Source organism: Stenotrophomonas sp. P5_B8 (assembly GCF_054049855.1).
The window spans coordinates 1-8,543 of record NZ_JBFULO010000146.1; the positions used below are offsets into that span (position 1 = coordinate 1).

The window sequence follows — 8,543 nt, forward strand, 5'->3', positions numbered from 1 at the left end:
GCGGCCGGGGGACATTTGCGCCAGGGGCCTACCGGCTGCTAAGGGGCCCTCACGCTCGCGGCAGCCCCGAACGGAGAAGCCAGCCAATCCACACATTGCCGGCACTGCCCGTCCACACGCATAGCCTCGTGCTCACTCTGCGACGGCCCCTGAAGCAAGACGCTCCCTTCGGATGGGAGAAGAACCAAAAAAAGGGGGCCTTTCGGCCCCCTCAAGGGTGAAGCAGCTACCCCAGTGTTGGAGAGAGAAAATCAGAAGTACGCGCGGATGCCGAAGGCGACGCCGCGGCCCGGCAGTGGCGAGTAATCGCGCAGCAGGGAAGTATGCGGACGCACTTCCTGGTTGGTCAGGTTGCTGCCGTCCAGGAAGACCTCATAGCTGTTGCTGTCGCTGCGGTCCCAGCGGTAGGCCAGGTGAGCGTCGACCAGCGTGTAGCCCTTGCTCGGGTCTTCGTTCTGCGCCACGTCCTTCTGGCTGCTGTAGCGCACCGCACCGACCGACGCGCGCCAGCCGTCCCTGGACCAGCGCAGGTCGGCGCCGACGCGGCCCGGCGCGATGCGCGGCAGGTAGCCGCTGTTGGCCAGGTCCACACTGTAGTTGTGGTTGTGGTCGCCGTGCGGCACCGCGATGTCCACGGTGCGGCTGCCGCTGCCGTCCAGCTCGGCTTTGACGTAGTCGCCGAACACGCGCAGATCCCAATCGCCCGCGCTGCCTTCGAACAGGTGCAACAGCGCCTCGGCTTCGGCACCCTTGAAGGTCGCGTCCTGCTGCGTCCACAGGCGCACCGGCAGCGATTCGACCACGCCGGTCTCGGCCAGGTAGATGAAGTCCTTGAACTTGGTCTGATAGATGGACGCCGAGAAGTCGACACGATCGCTGTGGGTGTGGATGCCCAGTTCGACGCGCTGGCCGCGCTCGGTCTTCAGGTTGGCATCGCCGATTTCCAGCGAACGCGTGGCGATGTGCGCACCGGCCGCATACAGCTCTTCATTGGTCGGCGCGCGCTCGGAGCTGTCGATGCCGAAGCGCAGATCGACGGCGTCGTTGAGGGTCCAGATGCCGGCCGCGGAGAGATTGGTGGCATCGAACTTGCGCGCGCGGTAATCGCCGGTCGGGTCCAGCTTCACCTGGTCATGGCGGCCGCCGAGTTCCAGCTTGAACGGACCGAACTGCTTTTCCTGCAGCACGAACAGACCGATGTTCTTCGTACCCGTATCCGGCACGAAGGCCTCTTCGCCCTTGGCGCCGAAATCGCTGTTGCCGAGCTGCAGGCCGAACGCGCCGTCCCAGCCGCCGATCTGCTGCTGCACTGCTTCCAGGCGGGCTTCGATGCCACGGTTGGTGAAGCGGGTGGAGGGCGTGCCGGCTTCCAGTTCCACGTGCTCGTAGTCGGTGTAGGCGGTGCGCAGGTTGATGTTCTTCAGGAACGAGGTCGGGTTGTAGATGCCGCCCTTGGCTTCGAAGCGGTTCTGCACCATGTCGATGCGAACGTCGTGCTCGTCGCCTTCTTCCTCTTCGTCGCCATGGTCGTGGTCATGATCATGGTCGTCCTCGGCATGCACGTGTGCGCCGTTGGGAATGCCGTAGTTGGTGCGGTAGGTACTGGCCGAGGCGCCGAAGTAGCCGCCGTCGCCGAGCCAGGTCGCGCCGACGCCGCCGGCGCGGGTGCGCACGGAGCTGTTGTCCAGGCGGCCGCGACGCGGTTCGTCGCTGTCGGCGGCGTCATGGTCGTGGCCGCTGTGGTCTTCCAGGCCATCGATCACCGCGTAGCCGGGAATGCGGTAGTCATCACCATTGCGGACCAGGCCATCGACATGCAGCACGACATTATTGCCGCTGACACCGTCCAGGCGGAACATGCCGCTGCGCTCGTCATTGACCGAGTTGCCGCGCAGCTCGGCGCGACCGCTGAGCGGGCGGTCCGGGAGTTCGCGCGCGATGCGGCCATCGACCACGTTGACCGCGCCGCCGATCGCGCCGCTGCCGAACAGCAGCGTGGCCGGGCCCTTCAGTACTTCGATCTGGTCGGCCAGGAACGGCTCGGTGCTGGTGGCATGGTCGGCGCTGACCGTGGAGGCATCCATGTTGCCCATGCCGTTGGAGAGCACGGCCACGCGTGGGCCTTCCTGGCCACGGATGATCGGGCGGCCGACGCCCGGGCCGAAGAAGGTGCTCTGCACGCCGGGCAGCTTGGCCACGGTGTCGCCGAGGGTGCCGGCCTTCTGTTCGTCCAGGCGTTCACCGGCGAGCACATCGACCGGACGTGCCAGCGATTCGGCGTCGCCCTGCAGCGGGGAGGCGGTGACCTTGACCGTGGACAGTTCGGTCAGGTGGTGGTCACGTTGGCCGGCATCGTCGGCGGCCAGGGCGAGCGAGGGGATCAGCGCAGCGGCGAGGGCCAGGGACAGGGCGTGGGGCTGGAGGGAGCGGGAAGAGCGCATGGGCAAAGGGTCCGTCGTCAATTGTTACAATGTATCAATGGTGTGGCGCGCGCAGCCCTTGGCGGGGCAGGTACAGCGAGGGGGCGTTACGGGGGAGGAGCGGGGCCGAGGGGTGCGCGTCGGGATTGATGTTATATTATTCCATAACGCTTCGCCGACCCTGCTGGAAGTCATGCCCCTGTTCCCCCGCCTCCGTCATCTGCTCGATCGCTTCGGTGCCACCGGCTCGCTGCTGTGCGCGGTGCACTGCGCGGTGCTGCCGATCCTGCTGGCTGCCGCGCCGTCGCTGGGCCTGTCGGTCTGGCTGGGTGACGGGGTGGAACTGGCCCTGGTCAGCTTCGTCACACTGCTTGGGCTGTTCAGTCTGGTCTGGGGCTACCGTCGACACGGCGCGCTTCGCGCGTTGGGGTTCCTGGTGCCGGGGCTGGTGGCCCTGTGGGCCGGTCTGCTGTACGACCCGCTGCACCATTCGGCGGTGCCGCACGCGGTGGTGATGACGCTCGGCGGCGTGCTGGTGGGGGTGGCGCACCTGGTGAATCTGCGTTTGAACCATGGTCACATCCATGACGCCAGCTGTGCGCATTGAGGCGCTGTGGTAGGCTTCCAGATCGTGCGCGGGGGCGCCTGAGAGGGCGGCCCCGCCGAACCCGTGTCAGTGCGGGGTAATCAGATTCAAGACTAAGGAGTTGACGACATGGGTAAGGGTGACCGCAAGACCGCCAAGGGCAAGCGTTTCAACGCCAGCTACGGCAATTCGCGCTCGCACGTGGTGAGCAAGGTGGCCGTGGGCGCAGCTGCGCCGGTCGCCAAGAAGACCGTTGCCAAGGCGCCGGCCAAGAAGGCCGTTGCCAAGAAGGCTGTCGCCAAGGCCGGTTGATCCCGTCAGGCGGGTCGAAGAAAACGCGGCGCTTGCGCCGCGTTTTTTTTTGGGATTTTTTCAGGTGCAGATCAATTTCCAGATCAAGTTCTGGATCAACAGCCAGATCCAGAACTGCGAGTGCGTGCTTGTGCTGGTTTGGGCAGGTACGGGTGGGTTGGCGGGACACGCCGTAAATACGTCCGTGTAGGCTCCCAAGCCGCATCCATGCGGCTTGAGGGTCCCGCCAACCCACCCGTACCCGCCCTTGACAGTGTCCGGGCGCGCAACGAAACGGCGGAGGAGCACTTCTGCTCTGCTCTGCTCTGCTGTGCTGTGCTGTGCTCTGCTCTGCTCGCCCTCGGCCGTAGGAAAACTGTCGAGGGTGGGGGTGTGTGGGTTSGCGGGACCGTCGTACGCCATGGATGGCGTACGCGAGCCTCCACGGATGGATTTACGGCGTGTCCCGCGAACCCACACGCCCCCGCCCAAACCAGCAAAGGTGCACACTCGCCGCCGTTGCTCCGGCACTGCTTTCAGAACCAAGCCAAGCGAAATACAGGCGGGGCGTTCGGAACGTACTGCGCGATCAACGCAACGCCGGCAACAAGGTCTTCGGATCGCCGTCGTTCGGTGCGGCGGGAATGCCGAGCAGGCGGGTCAGCAGCGGATAGACATCGACGTTGTCGAAACCCGGCAACGTCTCACCCTGCTTGAACGCCGGACCGCGTGCGATGAACACCGCGCGCATGGAGGGCAGTGCGTTGTCATACCCATGCGAACCGCGATCGCCCGGCGTGCGCTTGGCGATGCTCGCGCGCGACAGCGCATTCCAGCCCTCATGCATCTGGCAGACGATCGGCGGAATGCGCGGATTGCTGCCGTAGTGCCAGCGTGCCGGCAGCGTCTGACGCGTCCAGCAGTCGTAGCGCGCATGTGCCCCCAGCAGCACCCGCTCGGCCTCCTGCTGCTTGCCCGGCAATGGCGCGAAACCGACCGACTGGCCGACTGACACATCCTTGGCGATTGACGGATCGACCATGTCTTCCACTGCGATGGTGTGGCCGTCAGCCACGTTCGCCATGCCGTGGTCGGAGACCACGATGACATTCGTGTCCGCATCCAGACCACGCGCCTGCAGGCCATCGAGCAGGCGACCGATCGCCGCATCAACCTCGACCACCGCAGCAGCATATTCGGGCGAATCCGGGCCCTTGTCGTGACCGGCGTGATCGACCTGTTCCATGTACAGCGTGATCAGTTGTGGTGCCTGCGCATCGCGCTGCCCGGCCCAGGCCAGCACCTGGTCGACGCGGTCGGGCAGGGGCACGTTGTTGTCGTAGACGCGCCATTGGCTGGGGCGCACGCCCTGGATGGCCGCTTCGCTGCCCGGCCACGACCAGGTCGCCGTACGCACGCCTGCCTTCTCAGCGCCCACCCAGATCGGCTCGCCGCCCCACCAGCGTGCATCGGTCACGGCCTCGGGCTTGCTCAGGCGGAACGTGCCCAGATCTTCGGCCTGCATGCTGTTGTGGATGATGCCGTGGTGGTCCGGACGCAGGCCGGTCACGATCGTGTAGTGGTTGGGGAAGGTCAGCGACGGATACGACGGCGTCATCCAGCGCGCACGCACACCGTCGCGGACGATGCGGGCCAGATTGGGCGTAATGCCGCGATCGAGCATGTCCGCACGCAGGCCGTCGATGGAGACCAGTAGCAGTTTCGGTCGCGCGCTCGGCGCGGCGTGCGCAGCGGCCGTGTCGAGGGCGACGGGCGCAGTGGAAGGCGAGGTGGCGCAGGCGGCCAGCKTGAGCGTGAGCGTGGCGACGAGCGCCAACGGAAGGCGAACGGAAGTCATCCGGCCATCATAGTTCGCCGTAGTGACGCCGCGAAGACAACCGATGGCACAGGCATCAGGCGAACAACGCATCGCGCTGCGCTTCCAGCTGCAGCAGCGCGGCCTTGGTCGGCAGGCCGCCACCGAAACCGGTGAGCGCACCGCTGCTGCCGATCACGCGGTGGCAGGGCAGCACGATCGGCAGCGGATTGCGCCCGTTGGCGGCGCCGACCGCGCGGCTGGCGGTGGGGTGGCCGATGTGACGCGCCAGGTCGACGTAGCTCCAGGTCTGCCCGAACGGAATATCGGCCAGCGCCTTCCACACGCGCAGCTGGAACGTCGTACCGTGCGGTGCCAGCGGCAGGTCGAACTGCTGGCGCTGGCCGTGCAGATACTGCAGCAACTGCGTGCGTGCATCGCGCAGTGCGTGCGCATCGTGCTGCCACTGCGCGCGACCCTTGGCGTCGTAGCGGTTGTTCTCGAACAGGATGTGGTGGATGCCCTGGCTGTCGCCGGCCACGGTGAGGGGCCCGATCGGGCTGTCGAAGGTGTCGTAGAGCAGCGTCATGGGTTCACTCCGGAAGTGGGGGTGGACAGGTGCCACAGGTGCAGCACGGCATAGGCCCGCCAAGGGCGCCACGCCTGCGAGTGGGCTTCGGTGGCGCGCTCGGTCAGGCGGGTGTCGCCACCCAGCACCTGCTGTAGAACCAGGTCGCCGGCGGGAAACGCATCGGGCAGGGCCAGCGCGCGCAGCGCCATGTAATGCGCCGTCCACGGCCCGATGCCGGGCAGGGCCACGCAGCGTTCGACGAACTGGTCCAGGCGCTGCCCGGCCTGGAAATCCAGGCGGCCCTCGGCCACGGCGGCAGCGACGGCACGCACGGTGGCCGCGCGTGTCTTCGGTAATCCGATCGTTTCCAGCGGTGCATCGGCGAGCGCCTGCGGCGTGGGGAATTGACGGTCCAGGCCCGTCGCCATGCCCTCCAGCACCAGGCCGAAACGATCCACCACGCGGCGTGCCAGGGTGGTGGCCGCCGCGACGCTCACCTGCTGGCCCAGCACCGCGCGCACCGCCACTTCAAAGCCGTCCCAGCCGCCGGGCACGCGCAGGCCGGGGCGCTGTGCGATGCCGCGTGCCAGCAGCGGATCCTTGCCAAGCGTGGCGTGCACGATGCGCAGGTCGGCATCGAGGTCGAAGATGCGCCGGACCCGGCGCACGATCGAGGGAATCGCGCGCGGATCGACCTGGCCCAGCTGCAGCCGCAGCTCCGGGCGCTTGGGATCGGCACTGACCCGGATCACGCTGGGGCGCTCGGGCGGGCCGATCACGCGCTGGTAGCTGTCCTCGTCGATGCACTCGATGCCGGGAATGGCCCGGCGACGCAGGAAGCCGAGCATCGCGGAAAAATCCAGCGGTGGCCGGTAGCCCAGGCGCAGGCTCAGGCTCAGGGTGCCAGCGTCCACGCTGCCGCGTTGGCGTCGGATCGCGGTGGGTGGCATGCCSCAGCCCTCGACGAACGCGGCATTGAAGCGGCGCAGGCTGTTGTAGCCCGACGCCATGGCAACATCGGTGATCGGCAGGGCGGTTTCGGTGAGCAGCTGCTTGGCCAGCAGCAGGCGCCGGGTGGCGTGGATCTGCGCCGGGGCCGCGCCCAGCCGGGCGACGAACAGGCGCTGCAGCTGGCGCGCGCTCAGCCCCAGCCGCGCGGCCAGATCGGCCACCGGCGCATCCTGCAGGAAGCTGTCGTGGATCAACGCCAGCGCGCGCTGCAGGGTTTCATTGCTCAGCGCGTCCTGTGCCTCCGGTGCCAGTTCGGGACGGCAGCGCAGGCACGGCCGGAAGCCGGCCGCCGCCGCTGCGGCYGCGGTGGGGTAGTAGTCGACATTGCTGGGCTTCGGCGGCGGTGCCGGGCACACGGGTCGGCAATAGATGCCGGTGCTGCGCACCGCAGTGAAGAACACGCCGTCGAAACGTGCGTCGCGCGCCAGTCGGGCGCTTTCGCAGGCGGCGTGGTCCAGGGGCAGGGCGGTATCCATGGGCGCCAGTCTATGCCCGGGGCGGCGGTCGGGCTCGCCATTTTCGGACACCAATGCCATCGCGCGACGGCGTGGTTCAGGGCAGGTTGCCGCCAAGCGGGCGCTGCGCACTAGACTGTGCATTCACGTGCCGCTGCGCGCGCTCCTCTGTAGGGATACCGGGTTGTTCATGTTGCTCAAGTCGTGGTGGTTGCCGTTGTTGTGCCTGGGCCTGGCCGGTTGCAGCCAGCTGGAGAATCCGGGCAATGTCACCGCCGCCGACAAGGCGGTGCGGGCGCAGAGTGCCGACGGCGACCACATGGTGTCGATCAACGCCGCCGATGTGCCCGCCCCGCTGCCCGCGCCGCCCAAGCGCGGCGACCAGGGCTGGCCGCAGGCCGCACTGGAAAACGGCAAGGCCTGGGTCAGTTGCGATACCGACTATGCCGGCGCGGCCGGTGATGGCATTGCACTGGAGGCGCTGGATCGCAAGAGCATCGATGCGGCGCTGGCACCGTGCGCCGAACGCGGCCTGGTGCGGGTGCGGTACGCGGGCAAGATCAACCCCGGGTTCTCCGAACTGGTCGCGCGGCTGGCGATGGTGGCCGACGCGCAGCACATCTCCAAGCGCATCCTCGACCTGGATTCCAGCGGCGGCCAGGTCGAAGCGGCGATCGTGGGCGGCGACCGCATCGGCGAATCCAACTGGACCATCTGGATCCGCGAAGGCTCGGTCTGCCACAGCGCGTGTGTGTTCGTACTGGCTGCCGGCGACAACCGCCTGGTGGCCGGCAAGGTCGGCATCCACCGGATGATGCGGATCAGTTCCAAGGCGACCTCGCGCGCCGAGCTCAACCGCGAACTCCACGAGGTCTACGACAACGTCAAGGATTACCTGCAGCGCAACGGCGTGGCGGTGGGCGTGGCCGACCTGATGATGACCGTGCCCAACCGCAGCCTGCGCCTGCTGAGCAGCGAGGAACTGCGCCAGTTCGGGCTGGATGGCACCAACGCGGTGCAGGACGATCTGGAGCGGATCAAGCAGATGCGCAAATGCGGCGATGATTTCGTGCGCCGCAAGGACGCGTTCCTCGTCGCCTTCGACCAGGAGTGCAAGCACGACGGCAGTGAGCTGGAAGCGGTGAACAGCTGCGGGCAGACCCTCAAGCAGCGCTTCGGCTTCCCCGATGTGACCTGCCCGGACGAGAGCCCGCTGTCGGAAATCGATGTGTCCACGCTGTTGCCATCCAGCGTGACGCCGACGCGCGAGGCGCCGACCGAACGCACCGTCGGTGATGCCGGGCAGACACCGACGGAAGCGGCCGAACGCAACTGACGGACCACTCACGGGGTTCCCGTAGACTGGCCTCCTTCTTTCCAGCCAACGGTGTCC

The 8,543-nt window shown here is 67.4% G+C and carries 7 protein-coding genes; 3 read left to right on the forward strand and 4 right to left on the reverse strand.

Annotated features, from left to right (window positions below; all coding sequences use genetic code 11):
• Window positions 1–251 precede the first annotated feature (251 nt).
• A complete protein-coding gene (locus tag ACXJKH_RS10060; protein ID WP_457319325.1) occupies window positions 252–2,441 on the reverse strand; it encodes a TonB-dependent receptor in 2,190 nt (729 codons plus the stop codon).
• A 172-nt stretch (window positions 2,442–2,613) separates the two neighbouring features.
• On the opposite strand from ACXJKH_RS10060, the gene ACXJKH_RS10065 reads away from it, so the two are divergent.
• Together ACXJKH_RS10065 and ACXJKH_RS10070 are read left to right on the forward strand one after the other, a co-directional pair.
• A complete protein-coding gene (locus ACXJKH_RS10065; RefSeq protein ID WP_256776848.1) occupies window positions 2,614–3,027 on the forward strand; it encodes a MerC domain-containing protein in 414 nt (137 codons plus the stop codon).
• Window positions 3,028–3,135: 108 nt separating this feature from the next.
• On the forward strand, window positions 3,136–3,318 hold the full coding sequence (locus tag ACXJKH_RS10070; protein WP_038689543.1) for a 30S ribosomal protein THX: 183 nt from the start codon (window positions 3,136–3,138) through the stop codon (window positions 3,316–3,318).
• A gap of 568 nt (window positions 3,319–3,886) precedes the next feature.
• Here ACXJKH_RS10070 and ACXJKH_RS10075 read toward each other — a convergent pair.
• Genes ACXJKH_RS10075 through ACXJKH_RS10085 form a run of 3 tightly spaced genes read right to left on the reverse strand, consistent with a single transcriptional unit; the run spans window position 3,887 to window position 7,171 of the window.
• Window positions 3,887–5,155: an alkaline phosphatase family protein gene (locus ACXJKH_RS10075; protein ID WP_457319326.1), complete on the reverse strand. Its 1,269-nt coding sequence runs from the start codon at window positions 5,153–5,155 to the stop codon at window positions 3,887–3,889.
• A 55-nt stretch (window positions 5,156–5,210) separates the two neighbouring features.
• Window positions 5,211–5,702, reverse strand: a complete 492-nt coding sequence (locus ACXJKH_RS10080) for a methylated-DNA--[protein]-cysteine S-methyltransferase (RefSeq protein WP_256776846.1) — start codon at window positions 5,700–5,702, stop codon at window positions 5,211–5,213.
• A complete protein-coding gene (locus ACXJKH_RS10085) occupies window positions 5,699–7,171 on the reverse strand; it encodes an AlkA N-terminal domain-containing protein (RefSeq protein ID WP_457319327.1) in 1,473 nt (490 codons plus the stop codon). The genes ACXJKH_RS10080 and ACXJKH_RS10085 overlap by 4 nt, the downstream gene beginning before the upstream one ends.
• Before the next feature lie 172 nt (window positions 7,172–7,343).
• On the opposite strand from ACXJKH_RS10085, the gene ACXJKH_RS10090 reads away from it, so the two are divergent.
• On the forward strand, window positions 7,344–8,486 hold the full coding sequence (locus ACXJKH_RS10090; protein ID WP_457319328.1) for a hypothetical protein: 1,143 nt from the start codon (window positions 7,344–7,346) through the stop codon (window positions 8,484–8,486).
• The last annotated feature ends 57 nt before the right edge of the window (window positions 8,487–8,543 follow it).